This window comes from Acinetobacter sp. NigerLNRRAM0016, from assembly GCF_054112845.1.
On sequence record NZ_JBSYVT010000015.1, the window covers coordinates 49,632 to 67,169 of the forward strand.

The following is a 17,538-nucleotide window of genomic DNA, read 5'->3' on the forward strand; positions in this document are numbered from 1 at the left end:
GGCTTATTTAATAATCGAGTTGTTCCAGCCTGAGGGGAGTGTGGTCATTAAGGAGTTTCCCAACAGCTGGATTTCTTCGGTACTGAGGGAACGATTAATGCGACGCCATTGCCCATCCAGTAACAGTTCTAACGGGGTGTATTGCGATTTATAGTTCATTTTATTGGAATGTGGCACCCAGTAACCCAAATAGACATAGTCCAGCTGTTGCTGTTGAGCATATTCAATTTGTTTCATAATGGCAAAAGCTCCCAAAGAACGGCGGTTTTCATCGGGATCAAAAAAGGTATATACCGCAGACAAACCATCATCCAGTTGGTCACAGGTAGATACACACAGTAATTGTTCGTCTTTCCAAAGTTCTAGGAAAAAGCTTTCACTACAGCTATGAATCAGGAATTTTTCAAACTGATCATAACTTGGGGGGAACATATCGCCATCGGCATGTCGTTCACGGATGTAACGTTCATACAAGGCATAATGTACATCACTGGCATCTTTGGGCTGGCTAATTTTTACGGTCAAATCTTGATTGCGCTTCCATGCTTTCTTTTGCTGACTGTTCATCTGAAAGTCTTGTACAGGCACACGGCAAGACAGACACTGTCGGCACAGGTGACATTCGGGACGATAGACAAAGTCACCGCTACGGCGGAATCCAACCCGAGAAAGTTCGGATAAAGTCACCACATCAATCCGATGTGCTGGATCTAGAAAAACCATCCGTGCTGATTTTTTTTCAAGGTAACTGCATTCATGTGGTGGTGTAATGTAGTACTGCAAATCATTGAGCAGGGACTTCGGGTGATAAGAATTCATAAAGATCCCTCTATTGTTCTCATTCGATTAACTGCGCAGATAACGCTATTCTTTTACTTGAAAATACACCCTCTTGATACTTTTTCCAATCGATAGGGGGTTGTTTTATAATATCTTGTAACGAATTTAAGTACTCTTGTCGAGAAATCGTACAGGCACCGAGACTGAGCAAATGCTCATTGACCAGCTGACAATCAATCCATGCGAGTTTATTCTCCTGACCGAGCAGCATGAGGGTGTAAAACGCCATTTTCGATACGTCGCTACGAGTGCTAAACATGGATTCCCCAAAACAGCCCTTGCCAATGCTGACGCCATATAGTCCGCCGACAAGCTGCTCCTGCTCCCAGACTTCCACGCTATAGGCATAGCCCGCAGCAAACATGCCCAAATAGCCTTGAATGATGTCTTCTGAAATCCACGTTTCATCGGCATAGCTACGCGGCAGGGCACAAGAGCGAATCACAGATTCAAAAGCATGATTGATGGTAATTTTATAGTCATGCTTCTTCATGTTACGCAGTAGGGATTTGCTTGGATGATACTGTTCAGGTCGAATAATGCAACGTGGCTCTGGGCACCACCAGCAAATTGGTTCATCGGCTGAAAACCATGGAAAGAGACCGTGGGTATAGGCTTCATACAAGGTGGAAGGGGAGAGGTCTGCACCAATACAAATCAGTCCATGTCCTTCTGGGTCAGAGGCAATCGGATCAGGAAATAAAAATTCAGAAGGCGCTAAAGTGTGTGGCATGATGTCATTCAAAGTGTCATTCTTTGCTCTATCATACATAAAAAAACCGCCCAAATTGGGCGGTCTTGTTTGATGTAAAAGATTATGAACCTAGTGCATCTAAATATTTTTCAGCATCGAGTGCAGCCATACAGCCTGAACCTGCAGAAGTAATGGCTTGACGATAAATACTGTCTGCAACGTCACCCGCTGCAAATACACCAGCAACTGAAGTTGCAGTGGCATTACCTGAAGTACCGCTTTGTACTTGAATATAGCCATCACGCAAGTTGAGTTGACCTTCGAACATGCCCGTATTTGGTTTGTGACCAATGGCAATGAATAAGCCCTGAACGTCTACATCTTGTGTGCTTTCATCAGTCGTTGATTTTAAACGTACTGAAGTCACACCCGTGTTGTCACCCAACACTTCATCGACTTGATTGTTCCAAAGAATGCTAATTTTGCCTTCTTTTTCTTTTTCAAATAAATGGTCTTGTAGGATTTTTTCAGAACGTAAGCTGTCACGGCGATGAACCAAAGTCACATGTGAAGCAATGTTAGACAGATAAAGTGCTTCTTCCACAGCAGTGTTACCACCACCCACGACCATGACTTTCTGGTTTTTATAGAAGAAACCATCACAAGTTGCACAAGCACTCACGCCTTGCCCCATGAATTTAGCTTCAGATTCTAAACCTAAATACTGGGCAGTCGCACCTGTTGAAACGATTAGCGCATCACAGGTGAACTCTTCCATATCACCTTTAAGCACAAATGGACGAACACTCAGGTCCACTTCATTAATGTGGTCATACACGATTTCAGTGCCAAAACGTTCTGCATGGGCTTGCATACGTTCCATCAACGCTGGACCTGTTAAACCTTCAGGGTCACCCGGCCAGTTATCGACTTCGGTTGTTGTGGTCAATTGACCACCCAATTGTAAGCCTGCAATCAGAGTTGGTTTTAAATTAGCACGTGCAGCATAAACCGCAGCGCTGTAACCAGCAGGGCCAGAACCTAAAATAATTAATCGTGAGTGACGAGCGCTCATTCGCGACATCCTTTTTTTCTTTCAAAATTTATGAAATTATACGTGAAAGTGTATAACAGTTGTGTGTGATCAATGTGGGTAATATTGATCATGCAAATCGATTTGAGCTATATAGAATAAAGTTAACAACAAGCCCTCATAATCTTGCATCTTTTTTACTTGAACAGGTGCATAATATCAGGTTTTATTAAGAAACAAATTCAGGTTGTTTTCCAGAAAAACATGAATGAAAAAATGCCTACAGGACAGAGTATGACTGCGGTGTCGGGTGCTTATGCACAGCGCTTAATGATGACATTATTTTTAGTCTCATTTGGGATTTATCTGTTCCTTGCAACAGTCACTTATACGCCTTTTGATCCAGGTTGGATGCATATTTCGAGTGACACTCAACAGGTGTCAAATGCAAGTGGTGTTGCAGGAGCATGGATTTCAGATTTATTGTTTGGATTTTTAGGCTGGGCAAGCTTACTCATTCCAATTTTTTTATTTATTGAAGCAATTCAGGTCTGGTGGCCACGTAGCTTTTTGAACCGACCATTTCGTTATGCTGCCCAATTTTTTATCCTGTTGGCAACGGCAACTTTATTGTTTTTATTCTGGGAAGTGCCTGCGGACACTTTAGCCAATGCCTCTGGTGGCATTATTGGTTATGAGTTGGGGCAAAGTTTAAGTCAGCTTCTGACCATCTATGGTGCAGCAATTTTCTTGATCGTCTTCTGGCTGGTATTGTTTACCCTCGCTTTTGGCGTGAAGTGGAATAAGACTTGGGAGACACTGCAAGCGACACCTGCTTACTTACAAGATTTATTCTATAAAAATGTGCCTGAAAGTGAGTCGGATTTTGACCGTACTACACCACAGGTGAAAAAACAGGTGGTTGCCGTTGCACCGAGCAAGACTTCTGTAGCTGTAGAATCCACAGCTGAAACTCAGCCGCAAATACCTGTAGAGCAACCTTTCGTTGCAGGCGCTGCAGCAGAACGTTTGTTTGATGATATGGTGCAGAAAGAGTCAACCACGACTCAAGATATGGCGATTGATTTAGATGATGACGAAGAGTTTGAGAAAACTTTAGCCAAAGCACACCAACTCGAACAAGACAGTCAGCGTAAAATTGCGACAGGTGAAGTGTGGCGTGCGCTGAATACCCATAATGATCATCAGCACAAACAAGATATTGAGGCATTACTCAAAGCAGCCGAAGATGAAACGGTCATTCCCAAGCATGACTTTGGTTCGGTGGTTCAGCGAGAGCATCCTGCTGATGTCCAGCTTGACGTTCCAGCCAACAAAGCCAAAAGTAGTGTCGATTGGGACGACGACGAAATTTTTGATGATTTGCTCGCGGCCGTACCAAGTGGCAAAACGGCAACTGATATCCATACTCCATTTCAACGTCCTGAACTGCAAGTCATTCAACCTGTTGAATATGCGGCTGATCTCGCGATTGCTGAATCGGCAGTTGTGGGTGTAACCGTAGCGACAGCAACAACCGCTGGCGTTGCGGAAGGTGCAGTCAAAGCACGTTTATTGAATGATGAATTAGATCGTTTTCTGGATGATTTTGATGCGGAAGAGCAACAGGCTGAAGCTGCTGCTGTAGTAACGCAGCCGACGACATCATCCTATGCGCAATCTTCTGCATTTGTACAAGCACCGATTCAACATGCTTCGCCAGCAATTGCTGCAAATACTGCCGCACAGAGCAAAGCTGAGTTATCGAAAGAAGAATTTATCGAAGCGTGGCAAGAAACTGCTGGCAAACCACAAGACGAAGATGAATTCGATTTTGATGCGCCATTGACGGATGCCGCTGGACGACCGATGTCACGTGCCATGCAGGTGGCACAAAAACGTCGTGATTTACCAACCTTACCGGGTTTGGAATTGCTGGATCGTGTCGATCCGAATAAAAAGGTCAATTTTACGGCCGAGCAATTGGCGCGCCTGTCTGAATTACTCGAAATTAAGCTGCAAGAGTTTAATGTCAAAGCCAAAGTGGTGGAGGCTCAACCGGGTCCAGTCGTGACACGTTTTGAGCTGGATCTAGCGCCAGGGGTGAAAGCTTCTAAAGTGACCAATATCTCTAAAGATTTGGCGCGTTCTATGTCGATGGCGTCAGTGCGCGTGGTCGAAGTCATACCAGGCAAACCGTATATTGGGATTGAAGTGCCCAATAGTGCACGTGAAATGGTGCGCTTGATTGAACTCTTGGAAACACCTGCATATCGTGACCCAGCGGGCTTACTGTCTATGGCAATGGGTAAGGATATTTCCGGTAATCCCGTGATCACGGACTTGGGCAAGGCACCACATATGTTGGTGGCGGGGACAACAGGTTCGGGTAAATCTGTTGCAGTGAACTCGATGATTTTGTCGATGTTACTGAAATATACGCCAGATCAATTGCGCTTAATCTTAATTGATCCGAAGCAGCTGGAATTGGCGAACTATAACGATATTCCGCATTTGCTCACGCCTGTAGTGACCGACATGAAAGATGCGGTAAGTGCTTTAAACTGGTGTGTCAATGAAATGGAACGCCGTTATAAGCTCATGTCCTTCTTGAAAATTCGTAAACTTGCGGACTATAACCGCAAGGTTGAAGAAGCACTGGCGAATGGCGAAGACTTAATTGACCCAACGTGGAAAGCCAGTGATTCCGTAGTAGGTGAACGCGCACCGCGATTAACTCCTTTACCTTCAATTGTGATTGTCGCGGACGAATTTGCAGACATGATTATGCAGGTCGGGAAAAAAGCGGAAGAAATGATTACCCGTTTGGCACAAAAATCACGTGCAGCAGGGATTCATTTACTCCTGGCGACACAGCGTCCATCGGTTGATGTGATCACCGGTTTGATTAAAGCCAATATCCCAACCCGTGTGGCTTTACGTGTGAACAGTAAAATTGACTCGCGTACCATTCTGGATGCTGGCGGCGCCGAGGATATGCTGGGGCATGGTGATATGCTGTTTTTAGGACCTGGTAAAATTGAGCCTGAACGTGTGCATGGTGCCTTTATTTCTGATGATGAAGTTAACCGGATTTGTGATGCATGGCGCGAGCGTGGTGATCCAGACTATATCGATGAAATTTTAACCCCGTATGATGAAGAGCCAACTTCACGTGGTTTCGAAGAGGGGGATGCAGGTTCTGATCGAGATGCCTTGTATGACCAGTGTGTTTCTTTTGTTTTAGAAACCCGTAAAGCTTCTACCTCGTCTTTACAGCGCAAGTTTAGTTTGGGTTATAACCGTGCTGCTCGTATCATTGACCAGATGGAAGAAAATGGCATTGTGAGTTCCATGGGTGCCAATGGCAAACGTGATATTCTGGTTTAATGTTGCTTCTCAAAAAAGCCTGCTTTCTAGCAGGCTTTTTTATTGGATCTAATCATAGAACATGGTCTGTGCAAGCTCGATAAAGGCGCGTGTTGCGGGGCTCATCAGTTTTTGATTGCGGACTGCCAGTCCAATCTCGCGTTGTGTATTGGGAAGCAAGGGTCTTTTCACAACGTTGGGATGTAGCGCCAGTAATTCAGGTGTCATCGCCATATCCGCCACAATAGAAATCCCTTCGTGCTGATTGACCATATTTAAAATGGTTAACAGTTGCGACAGTTGATACTGAATCTTGGGCTGAATTTCATATTGTTTGAGCAGTTTTTCAATATGCGTTTGACTGCCCGCTTTGGTCAAAATAAAGGGATAGTGTTTGAGCTGGGTAATATCCACCTGACTCATTTGTGCAATTGGGTATGAGTTGGGAATCAGCGCAATAAAAATATCTTTAATCAGCGGGAAGGTATCCAGTTGATGATTGGGCAGGACCGCAAACCCGACATCCACCTGCTGATTTAAAATCCATTGCGTGACTTCATCATCGGTGCCTTCTTCAACAAAAACCTCGATGTTTGGATATTGTGTTCTAAAAGCCTGTAGCAGTTCAGGCAAAAGGTGAATTGATGCGGATGCGCCAAAGGAACCAATTCTCAAGCTGCCTTGCTGTAGCCCATGCGTTGCTGCGACTTGCTGTTGCATCACTTGTGCTGTATTTAAAATTTCTTGAGCATGAATACGCAGCTGCTGTCCAATATCGGTGAGTAGTACAGTGTTCTGTTCACGACTAAACAACTGCACACGCCAAAAATGCTCCAGACTTTTAATGGCATGTGAAACGGCAGACTGAGAAATTCCCAGTTGTTTTGCCGCATTGCTAAAACTTTGGTGCTTTGCGACCAATAAGAAAATTTCAAGCTGGCTAAAAGTCATTAGAGGTATGAGTAAATACTCATTTTATTATGAGTGTAGATTAGGATTATATTCTGATTGCAACGCGAGTCAAAGCAGACTTGTGTACAGGAATTGGAACATCACAATGAACATGATTTTGGCACTCTTCCCATTGGTCGGTTTGATTGGGATGGGATACATCTTTAAACGAACTCGCTTTTTACAAGATGAATTTTGGGGAAATTCTGAGAAATTAAACTATTACATTTTATTCCCAGCGTTGTTGTTTAGCAATTTGGCGGATGTGAAGTTAGAGCTGAGTTCAATCCTGAGTCTCTACATCTGCTCGCTGCTGGTCATCCTGCTGGTTAGTGTGTTTTTACTGATTCTTAAGGTCTATGTGCGCATTCCCGTACGCCGTTTTGGTGTCTACCTACAAAGCCAGATCCGCTTTAATACCTATATCGGGCTTTCTTTAATGGGGTTGATGTTTGGTGCAACAGGGATGCACTTATTTGCCATGATCATTGCAGTGGCCATTCCTGTGGTGAATGTGCTTTCGGTGTGGTCGTTTAGCCAGAGTGCAACGGGGCAGTTTCGCCAGACCTTGATCTCGATTGGCAAGAATCCCTTAATTCTGGCGTGTGTGGCGGGAATTTTATTTAATTTGTCGGGATTGAGCTTGTATGCAGGTGCTGCGCAATTATTGAAATTACTGGCAAGTACCAGTTTACCCTTGGGGCTGATTTCGGTTGGCGCTGCACTGCAATTTAGCCAGTTAAAACCTGATTTCTGGCGAGTGATGTGGAATAGCCTGTCGCGATTGCTGCTGGTGCCTGTTTTGACTTATGCGATAGGGAAAGGTTTGGGGCTAGAAGCATTGCATATTCAGGTATTGGTGGTATTTTTTGCTTTACCTACGGCTTCGGCATCGTATATTCTGACCCGATTCTTTAATGGTGACAGTCAACTCATGGCCGCGATTATCAGCATGCAAACCCTGTTATTTGCATTGAGTTTTCCTGTGCTGATGCAATTTTTGTTTTAGCGTCGAAATAAAAAAGCCTACACGAGGTAGGCTTTGAAGCTTAAGCAAATTTTGCCAATACTTCGAGAAATTCAGCACGTTGGCGCGGGTATTCAGCAATCACATCATGAATACGCTGACCTTGCGGATTGGTTGCATTTACATCACGACCATCAGCAACAAATTGAGTTAACAAGCGTTGATAATCCATTGGGCGCATGTGTTTGAATGCGTGGTAAAGAACATGAAAGTCGGCATTAACTCCTGCAGGAGGAAGCTGATTTAAATAGGCAAAAACGCGCTCATCCGACCATTCTTCATTAAACGTTGCTGGCTGAGATAATGCCATCGCAAACTCCTTGGTATATTCTTTTCAAACTAAAAAGGCAAAATAGCTGTCGCTATTTTGCCTTGAATCAATTTGCTTGACTAATCAGAATTCAGATTATCGCTCTTCAGGCAAATTGATATTCATCTCAAGCATTTCAATATTTGCTTCTGAGCGAACCGACATTTGAATATGTTGTTCATCCACACCGCGAACATATCGGTTGACCACTTGCATGATCTCTTTTTTCATTTGGTCAATTTTATCTTGGCTTAAACGTTTTCCTAACCCCTGTTCAGAAGCCACGATGACTTTCAAGCGGTCTTTCGCCATTTGCGCGCTTGATGGTTTATCGTCACTACTGAATAGTTTACTCCAGAATCCTGCCATATTTACGCTCCAAATAATCGTGCTAACCAGCCTTTAGGTTTGACTGTAATGTGACGGTAAGGACGTTCTTCACCCAAGAAGCGTGCCACGAGGTCATCATAAGCTTGTCCAGCTTCTGCTTCATTGAACAGAATCACAGGCTTACCTTCGTTCGATGCTTGTAAAACGCTCTTACATTCAGGCACGACACCGAGTGTAGGTACACGTAAAATGTCTTTCGAAATGTCATCAATGGTGAGCATTTCTTGCTTGTCTGCACGTTCAGGGTTGAAGCGCGTAATACACAAATGCTTGCGTATACGTCCTTCGTTCTGTTCTACTTTTTTAGTTTTGCTGTCCAGCATACCAATGATGCGGTCAGAGTCGCGTACTGAGGAAATCTCAGGGTTGGTGACAATAATTGCTTCATCAGCATGGTACATCGCAAGGATTGCACCACGTTCAATGCCCGCAGGTGAGTCACAAATAATGTAATCGAATTCCTGAGCTAATTCGTCCATTACACGCGCAACGCCTTCATCTGTTAACGCATCTTTGTCGCGCGTTTGTGATGCTGGCAAAATGTATAAGTTTTCAATATCTTTATCACGAATAAGTGCTTGTTGTAATCGTGCTTCGTTATTTAAAACATTCACAAAATCATAAACTACACGACGTTCGCAGCCCATAATAAGGTCTAAGTTACGTAAACCTACGTCAAAATCGATAACAACAGTTTTGTGACCACGTAGGGCTAAACCTGTTGCAAAAGATGCACTGGTCGTAGTTTTGCCTACGCCACCTTTGCCTGATGTTACGACAACAATTTTCGCCACCGAATCCACTCCTGTTATGGTATCCCCCCTTTAATTAGCGGGGTTTTGGTGTTTATTTATACATTAAAATTCCAGAGCTTTAAATTCAAGCTCTTGGTTTTCATTTAAATAAATATGTACGGACTTTTTTACGACATGGGGTGGAATATCATCAGCAACACAATATGTCCCCGCAATTGAAACCAATTCGGCTTCTAGCGAATGACAGAAAATGCGAGCAGCACTGTTTCCACCAGCACCTGCGATAACTCTACCACGAGCACTGCCATAAATATGTATATTTCCTGAAGAGATTACTTCCGAACCACTGTTAATGCCTGCATTCACAATAATATCGCCATGATCTTGGACCAAGCATTGACCTGTACGCAAGATTTCATCGTGATAGGAGGTGATGTGACCAATGTGACGTGCTGGCGCCGCAGCTTTGGTTTCACTTTCATCGCTTTCCGGTTGTTCGGCCACGGTTTCAACAATCACTTGTTCTTGCGTGGCTTTAATGCGTTGTAAGGGCTTATTGTCGGCTGGCAGCACAGGGAATTGAATTGCACGTGCTTGATCACCCAATAGTCCGTCAATCACAGCCATTGGCTGTAAATCTAAGTCGAGCAGCAGTTGAATCAGGGCAATTAGCTCCTGTTCAACAGTACTGTCTAAAATCACAAGAGCACCATGAGTGGTGCTGTCTTGAAGTAATTGGGTCAGTTGTTGACGAATGGCATTATGGTCATTTGTGTCGAAGGTTAATCTACTAAAGTTAACCATTCTACCGGTGATCCGAATATCAGCCATATTTTATCCTTGAGACTTCGAAGCTATTGGTTTTATGCCGAAGCGATGTTGTAAATAGAGCAAATCCTAGAACAAATTCCATGAATTCTCTAGCCAAGTTTGTAACTTTTTTATCTTAATGCTTATTCTTTAGCTTGATCGAGCTCTTCAAGGTCTTCCAGCCACTGTTTTACTTTCACTTGTTTACGAATTGCATCCAAACTTTCATAGACTGCAGACTCAACCAGTTGTTCGAGTGTTTCATTATCGATGTTTAATTCGCTGACTTTTTCAGCAATTAACTTATAGGTATGGTTCGGTTGTTCAGGGCTACCTGCCATTAAGGGTTCTAAAATACCGTAAGTAATATTTTCTCCTAAACGCTGTCCGATGCTCTGAATCTGATGCTCAATCCGACTGCCGACAATTGGAATTAAACGTAACAGTTGCGTCAGCTCAGGGGTATCTTCAATCGATTTATTGACGATGGCGCCAATATTTTGCGCAATGACCGATTGTTGTTCTTTCAGTTCAACCGCCAGAGATTCTTGTAATACTTCAGCCAGGGCTTGGGCAAATAAGGTGCGGTGGTGATCGACCAAATCATGAATGATTTTTTTATGGGTGGAACTGGTATTCAGTTCATGTTTGACGCCATCCAGAACGGTAATCACCACTCGATCTGACAATTCTTCCATAATCACGCGATAGTAAAATTTGGCACGTTGTTGAATGGATTGCGGAATAACGTTATAGCCCAGTTCATGCAGGCGAAAAACAATAATACCTGCACGGAATAACCGCAAGAAACGCAAGTGCGGAATAATCGCAAGGACTTCATACCAGTGAATAAATGGGAAGAAGAACCAGCGTCGATGATGTCGATAAATGATGGCGATGATCCAACGCACCAGCAGCTCGGTAATTAAAAACAAGATAAACCAAGCTTCGGTGGTAATGACCCAAGGGTGCAGATGCGTACGATAGAAACTGACGACGTCATCTAAATGAATCGAGCTTAAGAACCAGCCACCAATATTGCTCATCAGGAAGAAATTGGCAGCCAAGCAGAACAAGTTGAAAATGATCAGAAATACCATAAAGGTGTCATAGATCAGATAGAGTTTGAATGACCAACTCTGTGGATCGACACGATGATACTTTGATTTCGGTGCTGAACTGTTCTGCTTCATCGGTTTATACCTTATGTACTTCAGCAGTCGTCGAATACTTGGCTTTCATCTGACTAATCAGCTGATCTTTCTCAGTCCAGAGTTGATCGACCCATGCTTGGAAACGCGCACGATATTCTTCATCATCCTCATAGTTTCCGCCTAAAACCCAGTCAGGAATGTCGATTTTACGTAAATTCACGGCAATGCGACCGACTTCTCCTAACCAGAATTCACCATAACCAGGCGCACCGTCTGGATAGACAATAGTCATGTCGACCAAGGCATCAATTTGATCACCCAGAATATTCAGGGCGAGAGCAAGACCACCAGCTTTAGGTTTGAGCAAATTTTGGTAAGGCGAGTTTTGCTGCTGATGTTTTTCAGGGGTAAAGCGCGTTCCCTCTAAATAGTTCAACAAAGTAAACGGCTGACTGAGCAATTGCTCACAAGCTTTGCGTGCTTCTTCCATGTCTCGGGTTTTGAGTTCAGGATTTTTGGCAATTTCTTCTTTAGTATGGCGCTTCATCATTGGGAAGCCCAAAATCTTGAAGGCTTGTCCAACGAAGGGAATAAAGATGAGTTCCCATTTGGTGAAGAAACGCGTCAGCGGCATGCGGGTCAGCCCAAAATATTGATTGACGGTGGTGTCGACCCAACTTTGATGGTTACAGGTCATGAGATAGCGACCTTGCATGCTTAAGTCGAGATCTTCATCGACAGTGATGTCCCATTTTAAATGTGGCAATACATTATCAATCAACCAGTTATTGACACCTAACCAGCTATTGGTAATGTTGATGTTGGTTTCATCCACTTTACGTGACTGTTTAAACAGTTTGGTGAAACCGAGCGCCAAAACTGGCGGACCATGAAAAAAAGTACTGCCCGTCATGACAGAGCCAACAGTCAGTCCACGTGTGATTTTTTTTAGTATGGGTTGTTTGTTTGCTTGAGATGACATATAAAAAATAATCCTGAGTAAAATCATCCATTATCGTTATGGAATATAGTTACAAATTCTGAAAATAAAACAAGCGTTGTATTTCGTAAATTCTTCTTCATGATTGGAGAAACGTGTAGGGAATGTGATGAATGCGCATTCAAAAATGAAATTAATTATTACAAATTGTAACTGCGCAGGCTATTATTAACAAAAAATCAATGGTCTAAGTTATTTATTTCGGCGACCATTTCAGGCATAAACAAAACACACAAATGGAGGCATGTCATGCGTGCACTATTAATTTCATCAGCAGTAGCAGGGGCGTTGGTTCTTTCAGGTTGTCAATCTACTGGCACAGGTATGGAATATGACAAAGCGGCAATCGGTGCAGGTCTAGGTGCATTATTGGGTGCTGGTCTTGCATATTCAAATGCAGACAAAGATAAAATGGGTCAAGCAGCAGCGATTGGTGCTGTAGTGGGCGGCGGTGCTGGTCTACTCTTGGACAAAAAAGAGAAGCGTTTACGTGAAGAACTTGCAGGTACTGGTGTAGATGTTGACCGTAACCAAGATGGTTCGATTAACTTGGTAATGCCGAGCGTGACCTTTGCTACCAACTCTTACACTATTCAACCACGTTTCCAAACTGCATTGAACGATGTAGCACGTGTATTACGTGAAGATGGTACAGCAAACAAACTTGCACTTGTGATTCATGGTCATACTGACAACACTGGTACAGATGCCATTAACAACCCATTATCACAAAACCGTGCTAACTCAGTGATGAGCTATTTATCTTCTCAAGGTATTTCTAGTTCGCGTATGACTGCACGTGGTTATGGTTCATCTTCACCAATCGCAAGCAATGATACTGCTGCGGGTCGTGAACAAAACCGTCGTGTAGAAATTACTGTATTCGAAACAAAATAATGAATATTTTGTTTGCTTAGAAATCATTGAGTTTCGGAAAAGCCACCTTGAGGTGGCTTTTTTTATGAACAGATAATCGACATTTTAGGTTAGGCATCTGGGGGTTTGATGTCTATAATCTAGCTCGGAGAAAAAAGAGGAATTACTATGTCGCTGGCAAGTCAACTCAATGACAAGCAACTTGAAGCCATGAAATACACTCAAGGACCCTTGTTAGTACTTGCAGGGGCGGGTTCGGGTAAAACCTCGGTGATTACCCGTAAAATTGCTTATTTGGTTAAGCATTGTGGTATTCCTGCGCATCGTATTACTGCGATGACCTTTACCAACAAAGCCGCACGCGAGATGAAAGAGCGTGTGACTAAGCTATTGTCACGTGAAGAAGCCAAAGGGCTGTCGGTGTCAACCTTCCATACCTTTGGTCTGAATTTATTACGTCTCGAACTTAAAAATACGCCGTTAAAAGCCAATTTCTCCATTTTGGATGCTGATGACTGTAAGCGAATTCTGATGGACTTGATGCATCGCGATAATATGTCGGGTGCAGAAAGCAAAGAGTTGATTGCCAAAGCCATGAAAATGATTTCAGACTGGAAAAATGATTTGATTCCACCTGAGCAGGCACATACGACTTGTGAAACGCCTGAAGACATTCAAATGGCGCATTTGTATCAATTGTACGAGCGTAATTTACGCGCCTACAATGCAGTGGATTTTGATGATCTGATTGTGATGCCAACGCGCTTATTACAAGAAAACCAAGAAGTACGAGATCGTTGGCAAAACCGTATTCGCTATTTACTGGTCGATGAGTATCAAGATACCAATACTGCGCAGTATATTTTGGTGAAACTCTTGGTCGGCGTGATGGGGCAATTCACCGCGGTTGGCGATGATGACCAATCGATCTACGCATGGCGTGGCGCGAAGCCAGAAAATATGGCATTGCTAAATGAAGATTTTCGCAATTTAAAAGTCATTAAACTGGAACAGAATTATCGTTCGACCAGCCGTATTCTTAAAGCGGCCAATACCGTGATTGGCAACAATCCCCATATCTTCGATAAAAAACTATGGTCGGATAAAGGGCATGGTGAAGTCATTCGCGTGATTACTTGCCGTAATGACGATGATGAAGCAGAACGTGTAGTCAAAGACCTGATTACGCACAAGTTGATGAACGGTAAAAACTGGAAAGACTACGCGATTTTGTACCGTGGTAACTTTCAGGCGCGTATTTTAGAGACGCAACTGCGTCAAATGCAGATTCCATATAAATTGTCGGGTGGTCAGTCTTTCTTCGCACGTGCCGAAATTAAAGACATGATGAGTTATTTGCGTCTGATTATTAACCCTGAAGATGACAGTGCTTTCTTGCGGATTATCAATACGCCCAAACGTGCGATTGGTCCTGTGACCCTAGAAAAACTGGGCTTATTTGCGCAGGAAAATCATCTGTCGCTGTTGGCTGCGGCGGGGGACCAACGTCTGACCATGGCAATTCCGAAAAAGGCCACGACACAATTGGCGGAATTTGCCGAGTTCATTAGTAACTTTACCCGTGAATTGCTGGAAGATGATGAACCTGTACCAATTATTCGCCAAATGATGCTGGAAGCGGGTTACATCGATTATGTCAAAGAGACTGCAGCGACACCTGCGCAGGAAAAAACCAAACTCGACAATATTGAAGTGCTGTATAGCAGTATTCAAAGTCTGATTAACCGTGCCGAAGATGTCGATGAGCGCAATATTGAAAGCGTTATTCGCAAAATGGTGTTGCTGGATATGCTGGAGCAACAACAGGAAGAAGAAGACACCGATAAAGTCAATTTGCTGACCTTGCATGCATCCAAAGGTTTGGAATTTCCATTCGTGTATTTAATTGGTTTGGAAGAAGAGTTATTGCCGCATAAGAACTCGATTGTGGCAGAAACGGTCGAAGAAGAACGCCGTTTGATGTACGTGGGCATTACCCGTGCGCGTCAGGGCTTGACCATTACGCTGGCGGAACAGCGCAAGGCGGGTGGACAAATGCGTCAAATGACCCCAAGCCGTTTCTTGGATGAGTTACCGCAAGATGAGCTGGAATGGTTAGGGCGCAAGAAAAAGCTGGCAGGCAATGTCGATCCGAAACAGCAAGCCCAGCATTACCTCGAAAATTTACGCGCTTTAATTAAGCGTTAATCCCAATATTTATTTTTGAAACAGTAGGAAACAATATGAAGGTTCAAGTTAAAGTTCTAGATGCACGTTTAGGACAAGAATGGCCAATGCCAACTTATGCGACGCAAGGTTCAGCGGGTCTAGATTTGCGTGCATGTGTAACTGAACCAACAGTGATTGAACCAGGTCAAACGGTATTGGTGAAAACAGGTTTAGCCATTTATATCGAAGATACAGGTTTTGCAGGTTTAATTTTGCCACGTTCAGGCTTAGGTCATAAACATGGCATCGTTTTAGGTAACTTAGTTGGTTTAATTGACTCAGACTACCAAGGCGAGTTAATGGTTTCGGTATGGAACCGTGGTCAAGCTGCATTTACTTTGGAACCAGGTGAGCGTTTGGCACAGTATGTGCTCGTCCCTGTGGTACAAGCTGAGTTTGAACAAGTTGATGAATTTGTGGCAACTGAGCGCGGTGCAGGTGGTTTTGGACATACTGGTAAAAACTGATGCGAAGCTGGAAGAGCCTTACGGCTCTTTCAGTCTGAAATATAAAAGAATTTACAACGCATGACTTTATAACACGTGCCAATAACTTAAATAGTATTAACAGTTCGATTGTTTTCGGATATAAACTAGAAATATTTTAAAACATTTATGTTGTGTGAATAAGGCAAACGCATATGCGGTTTTGCTGGATTCTGAAGTTCCAAAGATATGAATATTCAACAACCTATCTTTCCATGGCAGGTCTTTCGGGCCTATGATATTCGTGGAAAAATCACATTTTTAACGCCCGAGTTGGTTGAAGCGATTGCCTATGGTCTGGTGTGCCAGTACCAGCAAGCAGCGCAAACAACTGTGGTGATTGGTTATGATGCTCGTTTGAGTAGTCCTGCTTACGCCCAAATTATACAAACAATATTCGAAAAACAAGGTTTTGATGTAGTGAACGTGGGCTGTTGTTCTAGCCCAATGCTGTATTACAGCGCGCGCCAATTTGCAGGCAATGGCATTATGGTCACCGCCAGCCATAATCCAAAAAGTGACAATGGCATTAAATGGATTATGCAGGGACAACCACCGTGCCCTGAGATGATTCAACAGGTTGCCTATGTGGCCAGTTTGCAGTTTTCACCACAGCGCAAAGTGAGCATGCCTGCTTTAACCCATCAATTTGATGTCAGTTATTGTTTGCAGTATCAACATGCCATTTTAGAAGATATTCAACTGCAACGTCCTTTTCATGTGGTGCTTGATGGTTTGCATGGTTCTGCAGGGCGCTGCGCCGTTTTGGTGTTGCAAAAGTTAGGCTGTCAGGTCACGGCATTGCGCTGCGATGCGAATGGCGAATTTCCAGACCATGCGCCAGACCCTTCGCAAGCGTGTCACTTAACGGCTTTGACGGCAACAGTGCAACAGCAACAGGCTGATCTTGGAATTGCTCTTGATGGTGATGGCGATCGTTTGGTGCTAGTGGATGAACACGGCACGATTATTAGTGCCGACCGTTTAATGTCCTTGTTTGCCGAAATGTGCCTTGCAACGCATCCTCAGCATGAAATTGTCTTTGATGTGAAATGTTCGACCATGGTGCGTAATACGGTACAAGAGCTGGGTGGACAGCCGACCATGATTCGTACAGGCAGCACGTTCTTGAAGAAATATCTCATGCAATCGCAAGGGCGGGCAGTCTTTGGGGGCGAGTACGCAGGGCATTATGTGTTTAACGATGGTCGTGGTTTTGGCTATGATGATGGTTTATATGCCGCCTTGCGCGTGCTTGAATTTTTAAGCCAGCGTCCAGATTTAACTTTGTCACAAGCCTTGGCCAAATACCCTGAACGTTGTGGTACAGAAGACACTTACATTAGTACCTATAGCACCGACCCAAAATCTTTACTGGCCGATATCGAATTACATAGCCATCAGCTTGCCGCGCAACTCAGTAATATTGATGGGGTAAGGCTTGATTTTGAATATGGTTTTGGCATTATTCGAGCATCGAATACGGGTGAATTTTTCACAGTTCGTTTTGATGCCGATAATCCTGCTCGTTTAAATGATATTCGGCAATCATTTGTTTCCATGTTAAGTGATCGATATCCTAAAATCGCACACGACATTTTAAATGCTCATTGAG

Annotated in this window: 16 protein-coding genes; 6 read left to right on the forward strand and 10 right to left on the reverse strand. The window is 43.6% G+C overall.

Annotated elements, in window-relative coordinates; genetic code table 11:
• Window positions 1–3 precede the first annotated feature (3 nt).
• The 3 genes from ACWQ4X_RS10985 to trxB all read right to left on the reverse strand — a co-directional run bounded on the left by ACWQ4X_RS10985 (window position 4) and on the right by trxB (window position 2,609).
• Complete coding sequence (locus ACWQ4X_RS10985; RefSeq protein WP_457903667.1) at window positions 4–819, reverse strand: arginyltransferase; 816 nt, start codon at window positions 817–819, stop codon at window positions 4–6.
• Between the two features lie 19 nt (window positions 820–838).
• Complete coding sequence (gene aat, locus ACWQ4X_RS10990) at window positions 839–1,573, reverse strand: leucyl/phenylalanyl-tRNA--protein transferase (protein ID WP_161933665.1); 735 nt, start codon at window positions 1,571–1,573, stop codon at window positions 839–841.
• An 82-nt stretch (window positions 1,574–1,655) separates the two neighbouring features.
• Window positions 1,656–2,609, reverse strand: a complete 954-nt coding sequence (gene trxB, locus ACWQ4X_RS10995; protein WP_100243036.1) for a thioredoxin-disulfide reductase — start codon at window positions 2,607–2,609, stop codon at window positions 1,656–1,658.
• Between the two features lie 252 nt (window positions 2,610–2,861).
• On the opposite strand from trxB, the gene ACWQ4X_RS11000 reads away from it, so the two are divergent.
• On the forward strand, window positions 2,862–5,957 hold the full coding sequence (locus ACWQ4X_RS11000; RefSeq protein WP_457903688.1) for a DNA translocase FtsK: 3,096 nt from the start codon (window positions 2,862–2,864) through the stop codon (window positions 5,955–5,957).
• Between the two features lie 48 nt (window positions 5,958–6,005).
• On the opposite strand, the gene ACWQ4X_RS11005 is transcribed toward ACWQ4X_RS11000, so the two are convergent.
• Window positions 6,006–6,887: a LysR family transcriptional regulator gene (locus tag ACWQ4X_RS11005; protein WP_457903668.1), complete on the reverse strand. Its 882-nt coding sequence runs from the start codon at window positions 6,885–6,887 to the stop codon at window positions 6,006–6,008.
• 106 nt (window positions 6,888–6,993) lie between these two features.
• Between ACWQ4X_RS11005 and ACWQ4X_RS11010 the strand changes: the two genes are divergently transcribed.
• Window positions 6,994–7,896 (forward strand): AEC family transporter, encoded by a 903-nt coding sequence (locus tag ACWQ4X_RS11010; protein ID WP_457903669.1) that lies wholly within the window; start codon window positions 6,994–6,996, stop codon window positions 7,894–7,896.
• Window positions 7,897–7,936: 40 nt separating this feature from the next.
• Here the strand turns inward: ACWQ4X_RS11010 and ACWQ4X_RS11015 are convergent, their stop codons facing one another.
• From ACWQ4X_RS11015 to ACWQ4X_RS11040, 6 genes are all read right to left on the reverse strand, one after another.
• Window positions 7,937–8,224 (reverse strand): PA4642 family protein, encoded by a 288-nt coding sequence (locus ACWQ4X_RS11015; RefSeq protein WP_100243032.1) that lies wholly within the window; start codon window positions 8,222–8,224, stop codon window positions 7,937–7,939.
• Window positions 8,225–8,320: 96 nt separating this feature from the next.
• A complete protein-coding gene (minE, locus tag ACWQ4X_RS11020) occupies window positions 8,321–8,593 on the reverse strand; it encodes a cell division topological specificity factor MinE (protein WP_100243031.1) in 273 nt (90 codons plus the stop codon).
• 2 nt (window positions 8,594–8,595) lie between these two features.
• On the reverse strand, window positions 8,596–9,408 hold the full coding sequence (gene minD / locus ACWQ4X_RS11025; protein ID WP_100243030.1) for a septum site-determining protein MinD: 813 nt from the start codon (window positions 9,406–9,408) through the stop codon (window positions 8,596–8,598).
• A gap of 63 nt (window positions 9,409–9,471) precedes the next feature.
• Window positions 9,472–10,200, reverse strand: coding sequence for a septum site-determining protein MinC (minC, locus tag ACWQ4X_RS11030; RefSeq protein ID WP_457903670.1), 729 nt, complete (start codon window positions 10,198–10,200; stop codon window positions 9,472–9,474).
• Window positions 10,201–10,322: 122 nt separating this feature from the next.
• Window positions 10,323–11,372: a preprotein translocase subunit SecA gene (locus tag ACWQ4X_RS11035; RefSeq protein ID WP_142767911.1), complete on the reverse strand. Its 1,050-nt coding sequence runs from the start codon at window positions 11,370–11,372 to the stop codon at window positions 10,323–10,325.
• Window positions 11,373–11,376: 4 nt separating this feature from the next.
• Complete coding sequence (locus tag ACWQ4X_RS11040) at window positions 11,377–12,315, reverse strand: acyltransferase (RefSeq protein ID WP_142767912.1); 939 nt, start codon at window positions 12,313–12,315, stop codon at window positions 11,377–11,379.
• 267 nt (window positions 12,316–12,582) lie between these two features.
• Here ACWQ4X_RS11040 and ACWQ4X_RS11045 point away from each other — a divergent pair, with 267 nt between their 5' ends.
• The 4 genes from ACWQ4X_RS11045 to ACWQ4X_RS11060 all read left to right on the forward strand — a co-directional run bounded on the left by ACWQ4X_RS11045 (window position 12,583) and on the right by ACWQ4X_RS11060 (window position 17,537).
• The gene (locus ACWQ4X_RS11045) at window positions 12,583–13,230 is read left to right on the forward strand and encodes an OmpA family protein (RefSeq protein WP_100243026.1); all 648 of its coding nucleotides are present in this window, start codon (window positions 12,583–12,585) and stop codon (window positions 13,228–13,230) included.
• A gap of 147 nt (window positions 13,231–13,377) precedes the next feature.
• Window positions 13,378–15,417 (forward strand): UvrD-helicase domain-containing protein, encoded by a 2,040-nt coding sequence (locus tag ACWQ4X_RS11050; RefSeq protein WP_100243025.1) that lies wholly within the window; start codon window positions 13,378–13,380, stop codon window positions 15,415–15,417.
• Window positions 15,418–15,452: 35 nt separating this feature from the next.
• Window positions 15,453–15,905 carry a dUTP diphosphatase gene (dut, locus tag ACWQ4X_RS11055; protein ID WP_016167263.1) on the forward strand — a complete coding sequence of 151 codons (453 nt, stop codon included), beginning with the start codon at window positions 15,453–15,455 and terminating at the stop codon, window positions 15,903–15,905.
• Between the two features lie 207 nt (window positions 15,906–16,112).
• The gene (locus tag ACWQ4X_RS11060; protein ID WP_457903671.1) at window positions 16,113–17,537 is read left to right on the forward strand and encodes a phosphomannomutase/phosphoglucomutase; all 1,425 of its coding nucleotides are present in this window, start codon (window positions 16,113–16,115) and stop codon (window positions 17,535–17,537) included.
• Window position 17,538: the final 1 nt, after the last annotated feature.